Source organism: Microbulbifer taiwanensis (genome assembly GCF_014904815.1).
Taxonomy (GTDB): Bacteria; Pseudomonadota; Gammaproteobacteria; order Pseudomonadales; family Cellvibrionaceae; genus Microbulbifer; species Microbulbifer taiwanensis.
In genome coordinates this window covers 1-21,177 of the sequence record NZ_JACZFR010000035.1, presented here as the reverse complement: position 1 = coordinate 21,177, position 21,177 = coordinate 1, and the positions used below count along the sequence as shown (strand labels likewise).

The window sequence follows — 21,177 nt, the reverse complement described above, 5'->3', positions numbered from 1 at the left end:
GTAGGAGCGGCGGGGCGGCCGTCCGCCGGTGGCCGCGATCAATATCAGAAACGGTAACCGAAATTCAGCGTCAACGCGCGCAAATGCCCCAGGTCGTACTCGTAGGAGGTCGGCCTGTCGACGTCGTAGTAGCTGTACTCGACTGAGGTGTCGAAAGAGCGGGTCCAGTTGTAGCGGTAACCGACACCGGCATTCCAGTAGTTGTCGTCGCCGCTCTGATCCACGAGAACAAACTCCCCGCCGCGCTTCACCCTGTCGACGTCAAAATCGCCGTAGTTCCAGCCCGCCATCCAGTAGAGACACTGCACATCGCAGTTGAGGGTAAAGTCCACCTTGAAATTGACGCCGTACTGGTCGACGGAGATATTGCCGTCGTCGAAATTCGAGTAGCGCAGTTCCACCTGCCAGACCCCGATGGCCGGGGTGATGCCGATACTGGCCTGGCCGAAGGTATCGCCATCTTTATTGATCTGCTGCTGGGCGGTGCCGGCGCCGAAGTTGGCTACCACGCGGTACTCGCCGGCACAGATACCTTCGAAGGGATTGTTCCACGCCTGGGCACCGGCCCCTGCCGAGTAGAGCAGGGCGAGAGCGAACAGAAACTTCTTCATTACAACCTTCCTTGGAACTTTGTTGCAGACAATCAGGGTTCGGCTTTCGGGGAACTGTGGGCATGGGCCACATCGATGATGGCCCAGATACCGCCGGCGAAGGCGGGGTTCTCACGCAGGATATCAATATCCCCCGGCGGCGGCGGCGACTCGCCGGCTGCGCGCACTTCCTCCAACCGCTGCAGAATGGTCTCCGCCATCTTCTGCAAGGTTGTGTCCAGTGTATCGGCGTGGCAGTGACAGTGAGGCAGGTCCGGCGCAATGGCACCGAAGCCGGCGTATTCGATATTGTGAACCACAACCGGATAGCGCATCGGGAGCTACTCTTATGACATTAACTCACCAAGCGTAGACGGAATTTATTTTTTCGTGGCCGGAAAGGCAAAAAATGGCGCGCGGGGAAATAGCGGAAGGGAGAATACGTTCGCAGTTTTTGCGGACAGCGGTAATTGATTTCCTCAGCGCGGTATGCGCCCGAGCAGCGCGCGACGGGAAAAAATCATTTCCTTGTAGGTCTGTTGTAATGACACATCCAGATCCGAACCGGCACTGCCCATCTCTTCCATCTGTCGCTGCAACCAGGTGATTTCCGTTTCCAGCTGCCGGCGCAATCTGCGAATCTCACCTTCACTGATATTGACATGCGCGCTGCGGAGACTGGACATGGCTCTACCCCAAGCTGGCGCCGACGGGCACCAGATTCTTCACTGGACTCAGATACTCCGCCCGGCAATTCGCGGGCGAAGTTTAGAAAGTCTAGTCGACGGGCGGTTACTTTGTGAGCAATTCGCGCCAATCGAAGGAGGGATCGCCGATCACGTAAAAGAAGGGGTTCAGTAGCGAATCCTTGGTGTTGTAGCGCAGCAGCTGAAACTGGTCATCGACCACGGTGCCGCCGGCGGCCTCCACCACCGCCTGGGCCGCCGCCGTGTCCCACTCGCAGGTGGGTGCCAGGCGCGGGTACAGGTCCGCGGCGCCCTCGGCCACCAGGCACAGCTTCAGGGAGCTGCCCATGTTTTTGCAGGCCACGCTGCCGAGGCTCGACTCGATGCGCTCCACCAGCTGGTCCACGGCACCGGCGCCGTGGCTGCGGCTCGCCACCAGCTCCACCGCCGCGCCGGCGTCCAGACGCGGCTGCAGCGGGCGCACGCGGATTTCCTCTTCTCCCCCGGCGCTGCGCTTGAAGGCGCCGGCACCTTTCACACCGGCATAGGTGATATCCAGTACCGGCACATGCACCACCCCCAGCACCGGCTCGCCCTTGTCGACCAGCGCCACATTGACGGTGAACTCACCGGTGCGGCGGATAAACTCCTTGGTGCCGTCCAGGGGGTCGACAATCCAGTAGCGCTGCCACTGGCTGCGCTCGCCAAAGGAAGGCATCTCCTGCTCTTCCGACAGCACCGGCACGCCGTCGATCAGCTGCGCCAGCGCCGGCGCCAGTACCTTGTGCGCGGCCAGGTCGGCGGCGGTTACCGGCGAGTCGTCCGCCTTGGTGTCCACCTGCAGCTCGGCGCTGCTGTTATAGACATCGAGGATCGCCTCACCCGCGCGGGTGCAGATTTCGATCACCCGCTCCACCAATGCCTTATTATCCAGTGCTCTGTCCATAACTGCTCCCATCTCTATGAGCGGGGCATTATACGCAGTTGGCGCTGCTAGGGCCTGTTGACACTAAATTGATGGCCATCAATTTAGTGTCAACAGGCCCTAGTTCCTTACACCAGAGGGCCCGGGCATCCGCTTTCGGTTTTCCGTTCAGGCCAGCCCCCACAGTCGGCGCGCCTCTTCGGCGATCACATCCGGGCGCTCCTCCGGCCAGAACAGCTTGCTGCCGGCGAGCCGGCGTACGCCCTGCGAATTGCCGAAGCTGCGATCCAGGTAATCCGGGCTCTGCGCGGAGAATATGGTATCGCCGGTACCCCAGAGGATACGCGTCGGCACACTGCATCTTTTGAGAAGCGGCTCTATGCCTTCCAGGCAGTTGCGCTCGAGCGCGATGGCATAGGCGTGCGCCAGCCCCTTGCGCCATGGTGAGCTCAGCAACGGCGCAAAATAGCACTCTATTGCTTCGTCACCCGGGTGGGCCGGGTCCGCATAGCACATGCCGCCAATACCCTCTGCGGAGCGCGCGAGCGCCTTGTCGGCGCGCCAGGGCGCGAGCCACTGGTCCACGAACACGCCCTGTTTGGACATCTCGATCACCGGCAGCAAAGCGGGCGGGGGGCAATCCATCTCCGTGTCGCAGTTGGTCAGCAGCAGGGTGCGCACGCGCTCGGGATGCCGGGTGACGAATAACTGGGCGACCGCACCTCCGCTGTCGTTCGCGACCAGGTCGACACTCGTGATCGCGAGCTGATCCAGCAGCGCCAACAGCATCTCGACCTGCGCATCGGGCGTGACGCTCTGGCCCTCGGCCACTTGTGTGTAGCCCATGGCCAGGAAATCCGGTGCGACACAACGGCGATGGGCCGACAGGCGGTCTATGGCCCCGCGCCACTGAAAACTGTTGAGTGGAAAGCCGTGCAGGAAGAGCGCAACCTCTCCGGCGCCGCGGTCGATATAGGCGATTCTGCCGAAGCGCGTCTCGGCAAAGCGCCTCGCCGCGTGGAAGGCGGCGACATTCATGGCTTCACCCACAACCCCCTGCGGGGCGACTCCACTCGCGATGCCGGACTGCCCGCCAACTGCGCCCAGCGCGAGCGCACTCGTTGTCATCTTGATGAAATCCCTGCGATGCATGTTTTCTCCTCATAATCTTTGCCGAATTGACGACGGTCATATTCGGAGGAGCAGCGCGCGCCGGCAATCACCCGGCAGATCATGTACACATGATCTCCGAGGTCATGGTTTTCAGTACAATGGCGCCGTATTATTTTGTGCTGCATGGCACTGGTTGAGGTGGAGACAAGAAATGAATACCGCCGATGCGCTTCCCAGCCAGGCAGTGCGCCCCGCGCCCGTGGGTTCTTTGCTGCGGGAATGGCGCGCGGCCCGGCGCTTCAGCCAGCTCGACCTGGCGCTCGAAGCCGGGATATCGGCCCGCCATCTAAGCTGTATCGAAACCGGCAGGGCGCGGCCCAGTCGCGAGATGGTGATGCGGCTCGCCGACGTGCTGGAAATGCCGCTGCGCGAGCGCAATTCTTTATTGCTGGCCGCGGGCTTCGCCCCACAGTACTCCGAAATCTCATTGGACACGCCGGAAATGGCGCGGGTGCGCCACGCTATCGATTTGATGCTCAGCCAGCAGGAACCCTACCCCGCATTTCTGCTAAACCGGCACTGGGATCTGCTGATGGTGAACCGCGCTGCGCAGCGCATCAACCGGTTTGTGATGCGCGGGCGCAGCAGCGCACATCAGAATATGCTGCGCCAGTTTTTCGACCCACAGGACCTGCGCGCGGCCATCGCGAACTGGGAGGAGGTTGCGGGCAGCCTGATTCACCACCTGCACAGCGAGGTGGCGGCGGCGCCGACCAATGCCACCGCGCGCGCCCTGTTGGATGAAATGCTCTCCTATCCGGGCGTACCGGCGCGCTGGCGCACACGCGAGCTGGAGATGCCCCCCTCGCCGCTCCTGGCAACCGTGCTGCGCAGGGATCAGCAGCAACTGCGCTTCTTCTCCAGCATCACCACTTTCGGCACGCCGCGCGACGTAAACCTCGCGGAACTGCGCATCGAGAGCTGTTTTCCGGAGGACGAGGCAACCGCGGAGCTGTGCCGGCAGCTCGCGCGAGAGGCCCCCTAACCGCTCTGTTTACACCGCGATCAAAGTATCGGCACCAGCAGAGAAACAGGCATGTCCTTTGCCATACAAGCTCAAGCACAATGCCGCGATGATCTGGCAGCGCTGGTATCGCTGTTGTAAACCGGGAAGATCGCCTCGCCAGCGCGGGAGCATTTCCCGGTCACCCGCCCTAACAATGCCGTGCCCATCATTCGCCCGCGATTGAAGCTGGGCATTATGCGCTGTCAGGCGGGAAAGAGATCGTCGATGGAAAGATAACGTTCGCCGGTATCGTAACTGAACACCAGCACGCGGCTGCCGGAGTCGAATTCCCCCTCGCGCTTTTTCACCGCCGCCAGGGAGGATCCGGATGAGATGCCGACAAAGATGCCCTCCTTCAGCGCACACTGGCGCGCCATCTCGAAACTCTCCTCCTCGCCGACCAGTACAGTGCCGTCCAGCACGCCGGTATTGAGGATCTCCGGCACAAAGCCGGCGCCTATACCCTGCAACCGGTGCAGGCCCTTCTCGCCGCCGCTGATCACCGGCGACTTTTCCGGCTCCACCGCAAACACCTGCAATTGCGGAAACTTCTCTTTCAATACCTCGCTGCAACCGGTGATATGGCCGCCGGTACCGACACCGGTCACCAGGTAGTCCAGCCCCTCGGGGAAATCGGCGAGAATTTCCCGCGCGGTGGTCTCGCGGTGCACCTTGACGTTGGCCGGGTTGCGGAATTGCTGCGGCATCCAGCTGTTTGCGTGCTCTTTCAGCAGCTCCTCGGCCTTGGCGATGGCGCCACCCATACCCATTTCCTTCGGCGTCAGCACCAGCTCCGCGCCCATTGCCTTCATCACCTTGCGCCGCTCCACCGACATGGATTCCGGCATGGTCAGGATCAGCCGGTAACCCTTCACCGCGGCCACCATGGCCAGGCCTATGCCGGTGTTGCCGGAGGTCGGCTCGACAATCACGCCGCCCGGCATAAGATCGCCATTGTCCTCCGCCTCCTCGATCATCGACAGGGCGATGCGGTCCTTGATGCTGCTGCCGGGATTAAAACGCTCCACCTTCATCCACACTTCGATATCGGGGCGGAACAGGTGATTGATGCGGACGTGGGGGGTGTTGCCGATGGTCTCGAGAATATTGCCTGCTTTCATACGCGATGCTCTCCCTTTTCCTTACGCGGTATCACTCTATCGTTTTTTTGCCGGCGGCGGGCGATTGCACCGCCGCAGACTTTGCCGAATACTGTCCCGGACTGAGCAAAACAGTCCGGTCACTCTTTCGAGCAAACCACAAAACCATAAAAATCGCGAGAAAACCATGAGCACCCTATCCAGCGCCCCAAACTCCACTGCCTTCCAACTGACCGACCTGCGGCTGCCCATCGCTTTTGTCACCACCGCCGCAGTCTATATGGTTCTGGATGCCGCCGGCCTGCGCGGCCCCTGGATGGCACTGCTGAAGATTGTCCCCATCGCAATCCTGGCGCTGGCCGCACTGCGCAGCCTGACCGGACCGACCCGCACCCTGACCCTGGTGGCACTGGCGTTTTCCGCTCTCGGCGACCTGCTGCTGGCACTGGAATTCCGCAACCAGTTTGTCTTCGGCCTCGGCGCCTTCCTGCTGGCACAGCTGACCTATGCCGGCAATTTCCTGCGCCGCGCCGACTTCCGCTGCAGGCGCACCGCACTGCGAGGCCTGCCAGTACTGATCGCGGCTATTGTGCTGGCGCAGTGGCTGCTGCCGGCGGCGGGCGAGCTGGCACCGGCGGTACTCTTTTACCTGCTGGCGATTGTGGCCATGGCACTCAGCGCCGCCGCCCACCGCGGCGACTCGACACTGCTGTTCGCCGGCGCTGTGACTTTTATGGCCTCGGACACCCTGATCGCACTGAACCGGTTTATCGAACCGCTGCCGCTGGCGGGCACCGCTATCATGGTCACCTACTACGGCGCCCAGATAGCGCTGCTGTACGGCATAGGGCGCGCGCGGGCATAATGGGTGTCACCAGGGCGACAACCAGGCGGGCTATTCTGTTTCCCCCACCGCCCTGAAAGAGAGGTACATAGCCCCCATGCTCGACTGGCAAGAGATAGACACAGTGCTGCTGGATATGGACGGCACACTGCTCGACCTGCACTACGACAACCACTTCTGGCTCAGCCACCTGCCCCGGCGCTACGCGGAGATACACGACCTGCCGCTGGATCAGGCACAACAGCAGATGAATACCGAAATCGAGGCGCGCCGCGGTACCCTGGAGTGGTACTGCCTGGATTTCTGGACCCGCGAGCTGAAGATCGATATTGCCGCAATACTGCGCGAGATCGAGGATCGCATCGCCCTGCGCCCGCAGACGGAGTCCTTTCTCGAGGGCCTGCAGAAGCTGAACAAGCGCGCCCTGTTGGTCACCAATGCCCACCGCCGCGGCCTGGAACACAAGCTGGAGATCACCGGTATAGACCGCTGGCTCGACGGTATCGTCTCGTCCCACGACTACGGTCACGCCAAGGAGAGCGGGCACTTCTGGAGCGCGCTGCGCGAGCAGGTCGACTTCGACCCGGACCGCACCCTGTTCGTGGACGACAACGAGAGTGTCCTCGCCGCCGCGCGCGACTACGGCATCGCCCACCTGCTGTGCATCCGCCAGCCGGACAGCCGCGGGCCCCTGCGCGAGATTGCCGAATTTCCGGCGATTCACCGCTTTGATGAAATAATGGCGATCTGACTCGAGACACGGAAAGATATTTGAGCCAGATGCGAAGGCCCTGCTGCCGGTGGGCCTTTGAGGGACTGTCGGCCGGAAGGACCCGGCCGACAAGCCCCCAGGGATGGGTTCACGGCGCGTCCCGCAAAGGCCCACCGGCAGCAGGGCCGCCAACAATCTCACTTACTAGCAATGGGGACTACCCCCGAGTGTTCATTTCATAGCCCCAAACTCCAATGGACAAAGTACGCATCGACAAGTGGCTCTGGGCCGCGCGCTTCTACAAGACCCGCAGTATCGCCAAGCAGGCCATCGAGGGCGGCAAGGTGCACGCCGACGGCCAGCGGGTCAAAGCCAGCAAGGAGATTGCCACCGGCATCACCCTGAGCATCCGCCAGGGCTGGGACCAGGTGGAGGTGGAAGTGTTGACCCTGTCCGACCAGCGCCGCGGCGCCGATATCGCCCGCACCCTCTACCGGGAAACCGAGGCCAGTGTCGCCAGGCGGGAACAGTCCCGCGCCGAGCGCCAGGCTAGTAATGCCGGCATCCAAAGCGAGAGACCCAACAAGAAACAGCGGCGACAGATACATCGCTTCCTGCGCGAACAAGATTAATCCCGGCGATTCACCCGCCATTTCGGGCCGCGCCTGCTAAACTGGCTCCACACTAATCCGATAACGACGCCGCACACGATGAAAAGACTCTTCGCCCTCGCCATCCTGATACTCGCGGTGGCCCAACCCGTCTTCGCCGACAGCCGCGAGCACGAGCAGCTCAAGCGCTCCATCATCAAGATCTACACTACCGCCGCGGCGCCGGACTACTTCAACCCTTGGGCGCTGCTGAACCCGAAACAGCTGTCCGGCTCCGGCGCAGTCATCTCGGGTAAGCGAATACTCACCAACGCCCACGTGGTCGCCAATGGCAGCTTTATCCAAGTGCAGCGCCACGGCGACGCGCAGAAATTCCGCGCCCGGGTGCAGTTCGTCTCCCACGAGGCCGACCTGGCCCTGCTGACCGTGGAGGACGACAGCTTCTTCGAGGACACCCGCCCGCTGGCCCTGGGCGAACTGCCGGACCTGCAGGAAGAGGTTACCGTCTACGGCTACCCCATCGGCGGCAAGTCCCTGTCCATCACCCGCGGTGTGCTGTCGCGGGTGGAGCACCAGTACTACGCCCACGCCGAGAGCTACCTGATGGCCGGGCAGATAGACGCCGCCATCAATCCCGGCAACAGTGGCGGCCCGGTGATCTCCAACGGCCGCATCGTCGGCGTGGCCATGCAGACCAACCAGGGCGCAGAGAACCTCGGCTATTTCGTACCACCGAGCGTCATCGAGCATGTACTCGAGGACGCCAAAGACGGCGTCTACCAGGGCTTCCCGGAGCTGGGCGCGGTGACCCAGAGCATGGAAAGCCCGTCGATGAAACAGGCCGCCGGCCTGGATCCCGACCAGGACGGCGCCCTGATCGTCCGGGTCTTCAGCGACTCCCCGGCCGCCCGCGTACTCCAGCCCGGCGACGTACTGCTGGAGGTGGACGGCTTCCCGGTGGCCGCGGACCGCACCGTGGAGTGGCGCGAGAACCAGCGCACCAACTACCACTACGCGGTGGACCTCTACCACGTCGGCGACAAGCTGCCGGTGCGTTTCTCCCGCGACGGCAAAGTGCAGACGGCCGACGTTATCCTGGCCGCGCCGCCGCCCTCGCGCTCGCTGGTGGTGAGCGAGAAGTTCGACCAGCCGCCGCGCTACTACATTTACGGCGGCGTGGTATTTGTGCCGCTGAACATGAACCTGATCAAGCGCTGGGGCAAAAACTGGCACTCCAAGGCGCCTATCGACTACCTCTACGCCCGCAACCAGTGGAATGACGAGCAGCGCCGCGAACTGGTAGTCGCCCTGAAGGTACTGCCCGCCGGCGTCAACCTGGGCTACCACGACTGGAAAAACTGGATTATTGATTCGGTCAATGGCCACGGCGTGTCGGATTTCGACGAGTTTGCCCAGTTGATGGAAAACAACCAGGCACCCTTTGTGGAATTGCGCGATCAATCCGGCTACCGCATGGTGCTGGACGCCGCCACAGCGCAGGAACAACAGCCGCTGATACTGCAGACCTACCACATCCCGAACCGCCACTCCCAGGGACTGTTCAGCACCCTGGCCCGGGATAGTGGCGAGTGATCAGTGGCCACTGAGCGGCTGACTAAACAAGGGGAGGGAACACCGTGATAAAAACAGGGATGGGAGTTATCGCACTGATGCTCGCCGCCACGGCCGGCGCCGGCGAGCTCTACCGCTGGGTGGACAAAGACGGCAAGGTGCACTTCAGCGACCGCCCGCCGGCAGAAGCGGCGGCGGAGAATATCGAGGACGAGCTGCGCCCGATCAATACCGCCGATGCCACGGCGCCGCGCGATCGCAGTGTCCGGCGACAACAGGCCAACCCTCAGCAGGAATACGAGAACCGCCAGCGCCAGCAGCAGCAGGAGCGGCAACAGAAGGTGGCCCAGGCCTGCAATCACGCGCGCCGGGAGCTGCGGATGCTGCAGGGCCGGGTGGCGTTTATCGACGGGCAGGGCAAGGAGATCAAGATGACCGAGCGCGAGCGCCAGCAGATGGCCGCGCGCCTGCAGGGGGAGATCCGCCGCGCCTGCGGCTGATCCACCACCGCAGCTACCATTTCTGGATATCCACCTCTAAAATTCCGCGGTTTCTACTACCGAGGCCATCGCCCCATGTCCGATCAGCTGGAACGCTTTATCTTCTCCAAACACGATATCCGCGGTCAGATGGTGACGCTCACCGAGGCCTACCGCGCGGTGCTGGAGAACAACCAGCTGCCGCAGCCAGTGGCACAGCTGCTGGGCGAATTCCTCGCCGCCGCCTGCCTGCTCTCCACCACACTCAAATTCGAGGGTCTGCTGGCGCTACAGGCGCGGGGTGAGGGGGATGTGCCGCTGATCATGGCCGAGTGCACCCACCACAGTGACCTGCGCGGTATTGCCCGGGTGGTAGAGGGGGCGCAGATAGACGACGGCGCCAACCTGCGCCAGCTGATCGGCAACCGCGGCGCCCTGGCGATCACCGTGGATCCCCAGGACGGCGAGCGCTACCAGGGCATAGTGCCACTGGAAAAGGAAACCCTGGCGGAGTGCCTGGAGGACTATTTCACCCAGTCCGAGCAGTTGGCCACCCGCTTCTGGATAGAGTCCAGCCCCGACACCGTCGGCGGCGTCATGCTGCAGGTGCTGCCGGGCAACAACGCCGCCTCCGAGGAGGAGAACCGCGACGCCTGGGAGACGGCCCAGCACCTGGCGGAGACGGTCACCGCCGAGGAGCTGCACTCGCTGCCCCACGACCAGCTGCTGCGCCGCCTCTTCCACCAGCTGCAGCCGGCGGCGCTGGGCACCGCCAGTATCCGCTTCAAGTGCAGCTGCTCCCGCGAGCGCAGTGCCCGCGCACTCATCTCCCTGGGCCCGGAAGAGGTCTACCAGCTGCTGGAGCAACAGGGCGGGGAATTGGCGGCCGACTGCCAGTTCTGCAACGCCCAGTACCGCTTCGACCGCGAACAGATAGAAATCCTGTTCAACGCCCCCCCACCCACGGTGCACTGAGCCGACAGGTGGCGCCCGGCTTCCGCCGGGTGTGCCGGAGATCGCCGCCACTCGAGGATTTTCGGCTCAAAATCCATAAAATCAATGTAGTAAAACTACATAATCCAAAATCCGAATATGGCAGTACAAAATTTTGCCTGACAGCGCTGTCACCGGTCAAAAATTGATCATTTTTGCTACCCGGCCTACCTGAAGTTTGCCATAATGCGCCCCCCGAATTTGCCCGGTCGCCCACTTCTGCGGCGGCCCTACTATTTTCAATTGACCAACTTTCACGGGTAATCGACGAATGGCACAGATCGACGACACCGCGCAGGTCCTCAAGAACCTGGCGCCGGCGCAACTGGTTGAACAGGCGCTGGTGCGCGGCGAGGGCAAGCTGTCCGAAACAGGCGCACTGGTCGCCGAAACCGGCGCGCGCACCGGCCGCTCCCCGGCGGACCGCTTTGTAGTGGAAGAGGCCTCCACCGCCGACAGCATCGACTGGGGCAACGTCAACCGCCCCTTCCCGCAGGACAAGTTCGACGCCCTGTGGGACCGCGTCGAGGACTTCGTCGCCAGCCACGACAGCTTCGTACAGCAGCTGCACGTGGGCCAGGACGAGGACCACTACCTGCCGGTCGTCGTGACCACCCAGACCGCCTGGCACAACCTGTTCGCGCACAACATGTTTATCCGCGCCGACAAGTACAACCCCAAGGGCAAGGAAGAGTGGCGCATACTGCACGCGGCCAACTTCGTCTGCGACCCCGAGCGCGACGGCACCAACTCCGAGGGCTGCGTGATCATCAACTTCGGTGCCCGCAAGGTGCTGCTGGCGGGCATGCGCTACGCCGGCGAGATGAAGAAGGCCATGTTCTCGGTGCAGAACTTCCTGCTGCCGGAGAAGGATGTGATGCCGATGCACTGCGCCGCCAACGTCGGCGCCGACGGCGACACCTGCCTCTTCTTCGGCCTGTCCGGCACCGGCAAGACCACCCTGTCCGCGGACCCGGAGCGCTTCCTGATCGGCGACGACGAGCACGGCTGGGCCAAGGGCGCCGTGTTCAATGTCGAGGGCGGCTGCTACGCCAAGACCATCAACCTGAGCCGCAAGAACGAGCCGGTGATCTGGGACGCCATCCGCTTCGGCGCCATCGTCGAGAACGTGGTGACTGACCAGAAGGGCACGCCCGACTACGACGACACCAGCCTGACCGAGAACGGCCGCTGCTCCTACCCGCTGGAACACGTGGAGAAGCGCCAGCTGGAAAACCGCGCCGGCGAGCCGAAGAACGTGATCTTCCTGACCTGCGATGTGTCCGGCGTACTGCCGCCGGTATCCATCCTGTCCAAGGAAGCTGCCGCCTACCACTTCCTGTCCGGCTACACCGCCCGCGTCGGCTCCACCGAGCTGGGCGCGGAGGCGGGCATACACCCGACCTTCTCCACCTGCTTCGGCGCCCCGTTTATGCCGCGCGCCCCGCGCGAATACGCGGACCTGCTGATGAAGCGCATCGAGGACTTCGGCTCCCGTGTCTACCTGGTCAACACCGGCTGGACCGGCGGCTCCGGCGACAAGGGCAAGCGCTTCCCGATCCCGGTAACCCGCGCCGTGGTCGCGGCCATCCAGAGCGGCGCCCTGGAAGGCACCGAAACCGAACACCTGGATACCCTCAACCTGGACATCCCGCTGGCAGTGCCGGGCGTGGACAAGGCCTACCTGAACCCGCGCGAAGCCTGGGCCGACAAAGCCGCCTACGACGACCAGGCCGGCAAGCTGGCCAAGCTGTTCGCCGAGAACATCGAGAAGTTCCAGGTCAGCGACGACGTCAAGGCCGCCGGCCCCCAGGCCTGATTTCGGAAATCGCTGGATTCCCCTGTAGGAGCGGCCCATGGCCGCGATCGGGCTTTCGGTTATACACCAAAATCGATCGCGGTCATGCGGACGGCCCCTCCACCGCTCCTACAAGGCCTCCAAAAGCCCCCACGGCGCAAGCCGCGGGGGCTTTTTTGTTTGTGCCTGAAGGCATCTGTATTGCGGCTATAGTGAATAAAGAGGCGCCGCGGCGCCCCCTAATTCACCGGATCCCTGGACCAGCAGTCGCGAACAGAAGTCATGTCCGCAGGCAATTCTTACTCTCCCTTCGGGACGCGCTACCCGCAGTCGCCCCCCGGCCGGCGCACCAACCGCCTGGTAGTGGCGAGCCTGGCGCTGCTACTTGTGCTGGTGGTAATCGCGCTGTGGCTCTACCTCTACCTGAAATCCCTGGAAAAGCCCTACGCAGAGCTCAAGGGCTACCGCGTCGCCACCATGCAGAGTTTCAACCGCTTCCTGCGCCGCGGCGGCAACCGCGCCAGGGTCGGTCAACTGACCCGCTTCCTGCAGGAAGAGGGTGTCGGCGAGGTTACGGCGGTACACAACCTGCTGCGCCAGGGCACCGACTGGCTGGATATCGGCGAGCCGCCCTTTGCCATCCCCCCCAGCGACCAGTGGCGCAACATGATCGCGACGCTGACCCTGCTGCGCGATGAAATCGAGCCGACCGTTGGCCCGGTCAACGTGCTCTCCGCTTATCGCACCGCCAATTACAACCGCAAGTCCGGCGGCACCAGCAGCAGCAAGCACCGCGACTTCTGCGGCCTGGACCTGATCCCGAAATCCAATATCAGCCGCAAGGAACTGGTGGAAGAACTGCGCAGCCTGCACGCGCGCCTGGGCCCCGAGAGCAACCTGGGGCTCGGCATCTACAGCAATCTACGTTTTCACATCGACACCTGCGGCTACCGCACCTGGTGAACATCGGCTTCTCTACGGACTCTTTCTATGGATATACATGAGAGCGAAGACCACGAATATGTCGACATACACATTGAGCGGCGCCGGGTCATCTGGATCAGCGCCCTGGTGCTGGTGGGGATCATCGCCCTGGTGGTCCTGACGATGGACAAGGTCCGCGAGCTGGCCGAAAGAATCGTCACCCCGGTGGAGTTCAAGCCGGTGCCGGAAATCCCGGACGTCTACGACATCAAGGGCTACGCCGCCGCCTCGGAAAAGGCCTTCGATACCTTCCTCAGCCACGGCGACAACCGGGAGATATATGCCAAGCTGGAAAACTTCCTGCAACTCAACCAGGTGGCGGAGGTGGTGCCCTCCTACGAGCTGCTGCGCCAGGGCAGCGACTGGCAGGAGATCGACGAGCCGCCCTTCGCGATTCCGCCGGAGGAGAACTGGGAAACCATGGTGGATACACTGAAGGTGCTTCAGGATGAAATCATCCCACGCATAGGCCCGGTCGTGGTGCTTTCCGGCTGGCGCACCTCCGGCTACAACGCCAAGGCCGGCGGATCCAAGCGCAGCAAGCATATGCACTTCTGCGGCCTGGACATGGTTCCGAAAAACAAATACACCCGCAAACAACTGGTGCCCATACTGCGCGATATCCACAAACGGGTCGGCCGGGAGTGGAATATGGGCCTGGGCATCTACAGTGGAGTCCGCTTCCACGTCGACACCTGCGGCTACCGGCGCTGGTAACGCGCCCGGCCACTGGTAAAGCGCCTGCGGCGACTGGTAAATAGCACCGCCTTCTGCTTACATAGGCGCCAATTCGGCGCCATATTTTCCGCTGCGCCACAACAATAACTGAGGGAACATCGGTGCAAGAAAAACTGGAAAGGCGCTCGTTTATCGTTTCACTGCTGCTGGTGACGCTGGCGTTTACCCTGCTGCTGAAACCCTTTTTCACACCCATCTTCTGGGCCTGTGCCATCGCGCTGATCTTTTTCCCGGTCTACCGCCGCCTGATGCGGCGCTTCCCCAACTGGCGCAACCTGATGGCGCTGCTGACGCTGCTGCTGTGCATCGTCCTGGTGGTGATCCCGGTATTGTTTGCGACCAGTTCCTTTATCAATGAGGGAGTCAATCTCTATCAGAAGGCCCAGAGCGGTCAGATAGATTTATCCAAGCCGATAGAGCAGGTGCGCCAGGCCTTCCCCGGTATCAACGCCCTGATGGAGCGCGTCGGCGTCGACCTGGACGAGTTGAAACAGCGCCTGCTCGGCGGTGTCATGAGCGCCGGCAGCTTCCTGGCCAAGAACGCCCTGGCCCTGGGGCAGAACACGCTGAACTTTTTCCTGATGCTGGGCCTGATGCTCTACCTGACGTTTTTCCTGATTCGCGACGGCGAAAAGCTGGTGGACCTGCTGATCCGCGCCCTGCCGCTGGGCGACGAGCGCGAGCACCTGCTGCTGGCCAAGTTCGCCGAAGTGACCCGCGCCACCATCAAGGGCAACCTGGTCGTCGCCGTGACCCAGGGTACCCTGGGCGGGCTCATCTTCTGGATCCTGGGGATACCGGCACCGCTGCTGTGGGGCGTCATCATGACCATGCTGTCACTGCTACCCGCCGTGGGCGCCGCGCTGATCTGGTTTCCCGCCGCCCTCTATCTCTACGCCATCGGCGAGCCGGTCAAGGCATCCGTACTGATGGTGTACGGCTTTGCAGTCATCAGCCTGGTGGACAACATACTGCGCCCCATCCTGGTGGGGCGCGACACCAAGCTGCCGGATTATATTGTGCTGTTCTCCACCATTGGCGGCCTGATGATGTTCGGTATCAGCGGCTTCGCCATAGGGCCGCTGCTGGCCGCGCTGTTTATGGCCTTCTGGGAAATCTTTATGCGGGAATTTATCAATTCGCCCAAGGAATCATCCGCGTAAATGCTCACTGACTCGCGGCGCCGCGCTCGGCTTCCCGCAGCAGCCGGTTCAACTCCGACATGGGCTTCTGGTCCACCAGCAGGAAGCCCTCGGTGGTCCTGTCCAGATCGGCGATCAGCAGTATCACCGTGGCGAAAGTCAGCGCCAGGGCCACTGCCACCTGCGGCGAGCCGCCGCGACTGATGCCAAACTGGAAGCCTATCGCCAGCATGGCCAGCGCCGTCATAAAGTAGAGCGCCAGCCAGATGGGGCCGGGAATGCGGTACTGCAATCCGACCACATTGCGCGAGTTGTCGAAGTTGATCACGGTATTCAGCGGCTCCACAAACTGGCGCAGGTAGCCCGGTTCATGGCCCCCGTCGATGGCCCGGTCCACCAGTCGCCACAACTCCCCATGCAGCACCCTGGAGCGCGCGAGATCCTCATCGGTGATTTCGTCCGTGCGCAGATCCAGATCCCGCAGGTCGACATATTCCAGTAGCAGGGTGCGCGCCCTGCGTGTGTCCGCCGAATCGAGAAAGCGTGCATTGAGGTAAGTGGTCTGTATCGCATTGACCTCGTTCAGCAGCAATGCCTTGCGCTGGTTGAAACGGTCTGCGGTCATGTTGAAGGTAAACGCCAGCAGGAAGGCGAGCAGCGCCAGTGTCGCAGCCACGGCACTGCCGACCGACGATCCTTTGTCATCCCCACTGTGCGCCAGGTGACGCCGGCCGAGCAGTATGCCGAGGGCGAGGGCGCCAAGCACCAGCAGCACCGAAAAGATATAGATGGCAGCCAGGGGTAGGGAGTGGAAGAAGTCGCTGAAATACATGATCAATCCTGCCTGTAGTGGCAAAGTCTGGTCCAGGCCGCCATGGCGCGCGAGCGCATCGACAATTTTCATGACAAATAAATGCCGCCAATTGGCGTAGGGCAAGAATAGCGGCAGCCAAGTGCCGATTAGCGCGACCTTATCGAGCTGCCCGGTTCGCGGGGCACTGCGCTGTCTGCCAGAATTTCCAGCAGACAACTTCCGAACAGGGCACCATGGTGGAAGAGCAGCGCTTCAGCCAGCACAAACAGATGGACTTTGAAATTCAGGCACTGCTTGGCAGCTGCTATTACGGCGGGGCTGACTGCGGTGAAATACTCAGCACCATCGATCGGATAGAGGCCGGCGATTTTGAGCAGTGGTTTCTGCAGTGGTGCTCTCTAGCGGAAAGAATCGAAAGAATTGCACACCAGTGCGCAGGGGCAGGTCATAGCGTCAGCGCGCGTCAGGCCTTCCTTCGTGCGGCCAATTACTTTTCCATCGCCAACCTGTTTATCGACGGCAGCCGGGATCCATCCCGAGGGGCAGCCACATGGCAGAGGCACTACGATTGCTGGGGGCGATTCTGCGCCCGCCTGGTACCAGCGGCGGAGAAAGTGGCCATACCCTATAAGAGTACCGCTATGCCCGGCTATCTGTTTCGGCCACCCAGTGGCGTCGGGCCCCATGCCAGCATCATTTTCAACAACGGCAGTGACGGCAGCAACAGCGGCATGTGGCACTTTGGCGTGGCCGCAGCGCTCGAGCGCGGCTACGCAGCGCTGGTATTCGATGGTCCGGGCCAGAATGCAATGCTGTGGCAGCAGGGAATACCCTTTCGCCACGACTGGGAAAGAGTGATCACCCCAGTAGTGGATTTTCTGCTGGGTCGCGGGGATGTGGATCCGGAGCGGATTGTAATTTCCGGTTTAAGCCAGGGCGGCTACTGGGTTCTGCGCGCGCTGGCATTCGAGCAGCGCATTGCTGCGGGTATTGCCGACCCAGGAGTGATGGATGTATCCAGTTCTTTCTTTTGCCATTTGCCTGCAGAGATGACGGCCCTGCTGGACAATGGCGATGAACAGGAATTCAACCGGGCAATGGAAGCCGGGCTGAGAGAGGCGGGGCGCGAAGCAGAGCAGAACCTGAAGTGGCGGATGAAACCCTACGGCGTGAATAGCTACTACCAGCTATACCGGCTAGTGCGGCAGTACAAGGTTGGCGATCTATTGCAAAAAATACGCTGCCCTATGTTTATCGCCGACCCGGAGGGCGAACAATTCTGGCCAGGGCAGGCCGCCAGAGTGGCCAAAACCCTGAAGTGCCAGAAAACCCTCGCCCCGTTTACCGCCCGCGAAGGCGCCGCCTGGCACTGTGAACCGAAGGCGCGATCCCTCTACGACCAGCGGATGTTTGACTGGCTGGCAGGCGTAGTGCCTGCCTGACCGGGGAAGCCGCAGCAGCGGCCAATGTTCGCCGACGATAGAATTTGTGCGCGGCCTGCCGTAGGATATCGGCGCTGACTCCCAGACAACCGGACCGAAATACGGAATTGAACATGGCACGCATACTTCTACTACTGCTCACCGCACTGGCCAGCCTGCCCCTGATGGCCCTCGAAGTTGGAGAGGCCGCACCCGACTTCACCCTGCAGGCCTCGGATGGAAAGACCTATACACTGGCCGACTTCAAGGGCAAAAACGCAGTCGTTATCGCCTGGTATCCCAAGGCCTTTACCAAGGGCTGCACCATCGAGTGCAAATCCCTGGCTGAGAATGGCCATATGATCCGCGAATACGAAGTCGCCTACTTTATGGCTAGCACCGACGAAGTGGGGGTCAATACCCGGTTTGCCGAAGAACAGGAGGCGGATTTCCCGCTGTTAAGCGATCCGGAAGGTACTGTCGCCAAAGCCTACAATGTTTTGATTCCAGTAATGAAAATCGCCCGTCGCGTCACTGTCTATATCGGTAAGGACGGAAAGATTTTGAAGATCGACAAAGAAATTCACCCCGCTACCAGCGCCGAGGACATTGCGCGCACGCTGGACGAACTGGGGGTTGCGAGAAAGAGCTAAGCAACAGCAAGCATGGGCCCCGGAACAATTGGGGCTCATTGCACTTCTAGCTGTTGCTTAGGATTTCGTCTTTCCAAGCTCGGTTGTTTTTGTATGGAGCAAGAATCAGATTTGCATTGTTGTCTATGATGCCCCAATTGTCTTTATCGTGACAGGCTGAACCTGAACAATACGCCTGGAAAACATAAAACTGCTTGCCTGACTTAGCCTTCAGGCACTGGTGGTTGAAATACACTTGCTCAAAGTATAGAGACACTGCTTGTTTTTTGCTGAATTTTGATTGTGCCTTGATTGTCACTTCCCAAATTCTGATGCCTTCTTCTTGTTCTGAAATATGGGCTTGAATTTCAGTATTACCACAGACCATCTCCTCGTTCCAAGTTTCAGCGAACGAAAATGTTGATAGCGAAATAAGTACTAAAGGCAGCAGTTTCTTCATTGATCTTGTGTCAGAACGCTGAATTTTGGGGAACCCACCGCACTTTTCTTCACTAATGGATAGCACTGAAGATCTTATATGCCTGCATTAACTCGCGCCCCATAATCTCTTTTTTTGATGCATTAATTTTTGACTGAAAGCAATTTATTACAGAAGCCAGCTGCTCCAGCTCTTTCTCTATGCCTGAAGATCGAATACGTCCACGCTTCAACTCGCTGATTCGAGACTCAAGAGAAATAGATAGTGCACCATATACCATACCAAAATCCCTATCATTCACGCGCGGATCGTCAATCAAAGGCAACGCTTTTTCAAAGCTAGCCAGAATGCCATTTTTCTCGTAGTCTTTCATTTGAATCTTAGAGACTCGTAACGCCTGCAGAAGACGCACAGACTACTGCGGTGGGACTTGCTGAGATTGCCATATGCTTTACTCTTTGGGCCGCAGATCTTCGATTATCTGCGCATCGATCCAGTATAAGTCTGATTGAGAGCCCGCCTTGCCGTTTGTATTTGGCACCATTCTATTAAAAAGGAGAAATTTTCCATCAGGTGTAATGTGTGGCCCACCTTCTTCCGCTCCTGTGTTGACCTTTTCGCCGAGGTTAATCGCCTCACCCAAGGAGCCATCTTTCTGGCGGAAACTGATATAAAGGTCACTGCTGCCAAAACCGCTCTCTCTTTCACCGTCCCACATAATGTAGCTCTCGTCAGGGGCGATGTACGGATGGGCATTCCATTTTCCGGTATTGATTTCCTTGGGCAGCGGCTTTGGGTCTTCCCATTTTCCATCAATGAGTTTTGAGTAGCGAATAATCCCATCACCGGCTGAACTGCCTCTCTCATCCAGAACTAGAGTACCTTTGGCTGACGCTGTCAGGCCCATAATTTCTATGGCTTCAAAGGCCGGACCAAGGCTTTTCATCTCTGACCAGCCATCAGCCGTGCGCTCTTTGTACTTCGCACGGTAATGCAGGGTCTTCCCGTCTGGCGAGTGGAAGGGTCTGCGCGTTCCAGCAGGCACCGCTATCCTTCGCCACTGATCGCCTACTTTTTTAAAAGTGACAGCTTCTGGTATTCTTGTCTCACGAGAGTGTCTCCATCTGGTGACATAAAACTCGTTCATATCGGGTGAGAAACCACCAGCGTCCCCCCATTCTTCTGTATTGACGATGCCGGGCGCAAAGGGCTTGGCAGTTAAACCCGGTGGCTTTTGCCCAAGGTAAGTCCCTTTTAGCACCGGAAGTTCATCGTGGCCATAACTTTTATTGATCATCAGGAGAATAGGAAGTAGCGAAATAATTGAAGTATATATACGCTTCATAATTTTCTCTTATCTTGAAAATAACGAATTATGTAACTTCGCTTAGTTTGGTTGAGCGAGTAGCCAATTTAAAGAATTCGGCCAAAAAATACCTGATGTCCTTATGATTTTTAGATGATTTTGTTCTGATAGCGGCAATCAGTTTAGTGAGCACCTAACGAATCTGTAGAAAAATTAATCTACTCAAATTCGCTCGAGTTTTTCTACATCCTGAATGCCTCAAGAACCGGCGCAGTTTACTGCGTCCGGCTACTTGACACTAGGCCCTCGGTTGGCCCGCTTATACTTTTCCTGGTACTCACGTCTTTGCTTTGTAATCTCATAGAGTACTATTCCTGTTGTGGTTCCAAGATTCAAACTCTCGATCATTCCAAACATCGGAATTGATACGCAAAATTCGCTAGAAGCCACAGCCTCATCGCTAATACCCCTTGATTCATTGCCAAACCAGACAGCTAGTCTCGGCATCGTATAGTCCGCCTCATGAAGGACCTCGTTTCTTTTTCCTTTAACATGAGGAGATGTTACTACGGACGTGAATCTGTTATTTTCCAAGTGTTTCAAGCACTCTTCAGTGCTATCAAATCGCTTCACGAAGCTCCACTTTATAGCTGAGACCGATGTTTTGGATAGAGATTTTCGTTCTCTCATCTCCTCCCAATCATCTGGGAGGGATTTCCGACTATCTACGATATAGGTTTTCTCAACGCCTAGAGCGTTAACGTTTCGAATCACAGTGCCAATATTCTTAATATCCATAGGATTTTCAAGAACTACAATGAGGTTCTTACAACGATATGGCTTGATTTCATCCGCCCGCTTCCGAACAGGGCTTTTATTCTCTTGCACTGTACCCTCAGTCATTGTGTAAGTCTTACACATAACGCCGCCAGCAGGGGCGACTTACTTTGTGCGCTTTTTGCGCGAAAATGGGAGCGTAGCGACCGCGCAAAAAGTGCACAAAGTAGGACGTCCCGCGGAGGGCCGAAGGCCCGGAGCATACTGCCTGGCCTTGTATGGTCCAATATCCATATCAAACCACTCTCATCGATGTTAGGTTGAAGCCCGTAGCTAGCGGCAACTATTAACTCGGCAATGGAATATTACGCTACAATGCGGGAATGAATAAAGAAGATTCTCGCAAATTACCCTCAGCGGCTCAGGCAGAAAAAC

General features: G+C 59.7%; 24 protein-coding genes. 13 read left to right on the top strand and 11 right to left on the bottom strand.

Annotated elements, in window-relative coordinates; genetic code table 11:
- Window positions 1-44: 44 nt before the first annotated feature.
- The 5 genes from IG627_RS13130 to IG627_RS13110 form a co-directional block, all read right to left on the bottom strand.
- Window positions 45-611, bottom strand: a complete 567-nt coding sequence (locus IG627_RS13130) for an outer membrane protein (protein WP_193192825.1) — start codon at window positions 609-611, stop codon at window positions 45-47.
- A 32-nt stretch (window positions 612-643) separates the two neighbouring features.
- Window positions 644-925: a type II toxin-antitoxin system HicB family antitoxin gene (locus tag IG627_RS13125; protein WP_193192824.1), complete on the bottom strand. Its 282-nt coding sequence runs from the start codon at window positions 923-925 to the stop codon at window positions 644-646.
- Window positions 926-1,069: 144 nt separating this feature from the next.
- The gene (locus tag IG627_RS13120) at window positions 1,070-1,276 is read right to left on the bottom strand and encodes a hypothetical protein (RefSeq protein WP_193192823.1); all 207 of its coding nucleotides are present in this window, start codon (window positions 1,274-1,276) and stop codon (window positions 1,070-1,072) included.
- Between the two features lie 106 nt (window positions 1,277-1,382).
- The gene (gene cysQ, locus IG627_RS13115) at window positions 1,383-2,222 is read right to left on the bottom strand and encodes a 3'(2'),5'-bisphosphate nucleotidase CysQ (protein WP_193192822.1); all 840 of its coding nucleotides are present in this window, start codon (window positions 2,220-2,222) and stop codon (window positions 1,383-1,385) included.
- A gap of 147 nt (window positions 2,223-2,369) precedes the next feature.
- Window positions 2,370-3,353, bottom strand: a complete 984-nt coding sequence (locus tag IG627_RS13110; protein ID WP_193192821.1) for an alpha/beta fold hydrolase — start codon at window positions 3,351-3,353, stop codon at window positions 2,370-2,372.
- A gap of 172 nt (window positions 3,354-3,525) precedes the next feature.
- Between IG627_RS13110 and IG627_RS13105 the strand changes: the two genes are divergently transcribed.
- The gene (locus tag IG627_RS13105; RefSeq protein WP_193192820.1) at window positions 3,526-4,359 is read left to right on the top strand and encodes a helix-turn-helix domain-containing protein; all 834 of its coding nucleotides are present in this window, start codon (window positions 3,526-3,528) and stop codon (window positions 4,357-4,359) included.
- A gap of 224 nt (window positions 4,360-4,583) precedes the next feature.
- Here IG627_RS13105 and cysK read toward each other — a convergent pair whose 3' ends face one another.
- Window positions 4,584-5,501, bottom strand: coding sequence for a cysteine synthase A (gene cysK / locus IG627_RS13100; protein ID WP_193192819.1), 918 nt, complete (start codon window positions 5,499-5,501; stop codon window positions 4,584-4,586).
- Window positions 5,502-5,667: 166 nt separating this feature from the next.
- Here cysK and IG627_RS13095 point away from each other — a divergent pair, with 166 nt between their 5' ends.
- The 10 genes from IG627_RS13095 (at window position 5,668) to IG627_RS13050 (ending at window position 15,374) form a co-directional block, all read left to right on the top strand.
- A complete protein-coding gene (locus IG627_RS13095; protein WP_193192818.1) occupies window positions 5,668-6,345 on the top strand; it encodes a lysoplasmalogenase in 678 nt (225 codons plus the stop codon).
- Between the two features lie 76 nt (window positions 6,346-6,421).
- Complete coding sequence (yrfG, locus tag IG627_RS13090; RefSeq protein WP_193192817.1) at window positions 6,422-7,075, top strand: GMP/IMP nucleotidase; 654 nt, start codon at window positions 6,422-6,424, stop codon at window positions 7,073-7,075.
- A gap of 215 nt (window positions 7,076-7,290) precedes the next feature.
- A complete protein-coding gene (locus IG627_RS13085) occupies window positions 7,291-7,668 on the top strand; it encodes an RNA-binding S4 domain-containing protein (protein ID WP_193192816.1) in 378 nt (125 codons plus the stop codon).
- Between the two features lie 78 nt (window positions 7,669-7,746).
- On the top strand, window positions 7,747-9,240 hold the full coding sequence (locus IG627_RS13080) for a S1C family serine protease (RefSeq protein WP_193192815.1): 1,494 nt from the start codon (window positions 7,747-7,749) through the stop codon (window positions 9,238-9,240).
- A gap of 44 nt (window positions 9,241-9,284) precedes the next feature.
- Window positions 9,285-9,719, top strand: coding sequence for a DUF4124 domain-containing protein (locus IG627_RS13075; protein WP_319024570.1), 435 nt, complete (start codon window positions 9,285-9,287; stop codon window positions 9,717-9,719).
- A gap of 75 nt (window positions 9,720-9,794) precedes the next feature.
- Entirely contained in the window at window positions 9,795-10,673 is an 879-nt protein-coding gene (gene hslO, locus IG627_RS13070) for an Hsp33 family molecular chaperone HslO (protein WP_193192813.1), read from the top strand.
- A 289-nt stretch (window positions 10,674-10,962) separates the two neighbouring features.
- The gene (locus IG627_RS13065; RefSeq protein ID WP_193192812.1) at window positions 10,963-12,510 is read left to right on the top strand and encodes a phosphoenolpyruvate carboxykinase; all 1,548 of its coding nucleotides are present in this window, start codon (window positions 10,963-10,965) and stop codon (window positions 12,508-12,510) included.
- 261 nt (window positions 12,511-12,771) lie between these two features.
- Window positions 12,772-13,452, top strand: coding sequence for a D-Ala-D-Ala carboxypeptidase family metallohydrolase (locus IG627_RS13060; RefSeq protein WP_193192811.1), 681 nt, complete (start codon window positions 12,772-12,774; stop codon window positions 13,450-13,452).
- Between the two features lie 27 nt (window positions 13,453-13,479).
- On the top strand, window positions 13,480-14,190 hold the full coding sequence (locus IG627_RS13055; protein ID WP_193192810.1) for a D-Ala-D-Ala carboxypeptidase family metallohydrolase: 711 nt from the start codon (window positions 13,480-13,482) through the stop codon (window positions 14,188-14,190).
- 122 nt (window positions 14,191-14,312) lie between these two features.
- Entirely contained in the window at window positions 14,313-15,374 is a 1,062-nt protein-coding gene (locus IG627_RS13050; protein ID WP_193192809.1) for an AI-2E family transporter, read from the top strand.
- A 4-nt stretch (window positions 15,375-15,378) separates the two neighbouring features.
- Here IG627_RS13050 and IG627_RS13045 read toward each other — a convergent pair whose 3' ends face one another.
- The gene (locus IG627_RS13045; RefSeq protein WP_226865085.1) at window positions 15,379-16,257 is read right to left on the bottom strand and encodes a bestrophin-like domain; all 879 of its coding nucleotides are present in this window, start codon (window positions 16,255-16,257) and stop codon (window positions 15,379-15,381) included.
- A 143-nt stretch (window positions 16,258-16,400) separates the two neighbouring features.
- On the opposite strand from IG627_RS13045, the gene IG627_RS13040 reads away from it, so the two are divergent.
- Window positions 16,401-17,609 carry an alpha/beta hydrolase family protein gene (locus IG627_RS13040; RefSeq protein WP_226865083.1) on the top strand — a complete coding sequence of 403 codons (1,209 nt, stop codon included), beginning with the start codon at window positions 16,401-16,403 and terminating at the stop codon, window positions 17,607-17,609.
- Window positions 17,610-17,722: 113 nt separating this feature from the next.
- Complete coding sequence (locus tag IG627_RS13035; RefSeq protein ID WP_193192808.1) at window positions 17,723-18,241, top strand: peroxiredoxin; 519 nt, start codon at window positions 17,723-17,725, stop codon at window positions 18,239-18,241.
- 46 nt (window positions 18,242-18,287) lie between these two features.
- Here the strand turns inward: IG627_RS13035 and IG627_RS13030 are convergent, their stop codons facing one another.
- The 4 genes from IG627_RS13030 to IG627_RS13015 form a co-directional block, all read right to left on the bottom strand.
- Complete coding sequence (locus IG627_RS13030) at window positions 18,288-18,680, bottom strand: hypothetical protein (protein WP_193192807.1); 393 nt, start codon at window positions 18,678-18,680, stop codon at window positions 18,288-18,290.
- A gap of 52 nt (window positions 18,681-18,732) precedes the next feature.
- Window positions 18,733-19,032, bottom strand: coding sequence for a hypothetical protein (locus IG627_RS13025; protein ID WP_193192806.1), 300 nt, complete (start codon window positions 19,030-19,032; stop codon window positions 18,733-18,735).
- Window positions 19,033-19,110: 78 nt separating this feature from the next.
- On the bottom strand, window positions 19,111-20,004 hold the full coding sequence (locus IG627_RS13020) for a TolB-like translocation protein (protein WP_193192805.1): 894 nt from the start codon (window positions 20,002-20,004) through the stop codon (window positions 19,111-19,113).
- Window positions 20,005-20,253: 249 nt separating this feature from the next.
- Entirely contained in the window at window positions 20,254-20,853 is a 600-nt protein-coding gene (locus tag IG627_RS13015) for a TrmH family RNA methyltransferase (RefSeq protein ID WP_319024569.1), read from the bottom strand.
- Between the last annotated feature and the right edge of the window lie 324 nt (window positions 20,854-21,177).